Annotated in this window: 1 rRNA gene; it reads left to right on the top strand. The window is 59.9% G+C overall.

Features of this window, described 5'->3' with window-relative positions:
• Window positions 1-317 (top strand): 16S ribosomal RNA (locus PUR61_RS03030); the annotation flags it as partial.

The raw sequence follows: 317 nt of genomic DNA, 5'->3' as shown, positions 1-317 counted from the left end.
TTGATCCTGGCTCAGGACGAACGCTGGCGGCGTGCTTAAGTCATGCAAGTCGATCGGTGAAGCCCTTCGGGGTGGATCAGTGGCGAACGGGTGAGTAACACGTGGGCTATCTGCCCTGCAGTCTTGGACAAGCCATGGAAAAGGTGTCTAATACAGGATATGACATTACTCCGCATGGGGGTCGGTGTATAGCTCCGGCGGTGCAGGATGAGCCCGCGGCCTATCAGCTTGTTGGTGGGGTTATGGCCTACCAAGGCGACGACGGGTAGCCGGCCTGAGAGGGCGACCGGCCACACTGGGACTGAGACACGGCCCAG

Origin of the sequence: Streptomyces sp. BE20, assembly GCF_036322525.1 — a bacterium.
Lineage (GTDB): Bacteria > Actinomycetota > Actinomycetes > Streptomycetales > Streptomycetaceae > Kitasatospora.
This window is presented reverse-complemented; position numbering and strand designations above follow the sequence as displayed.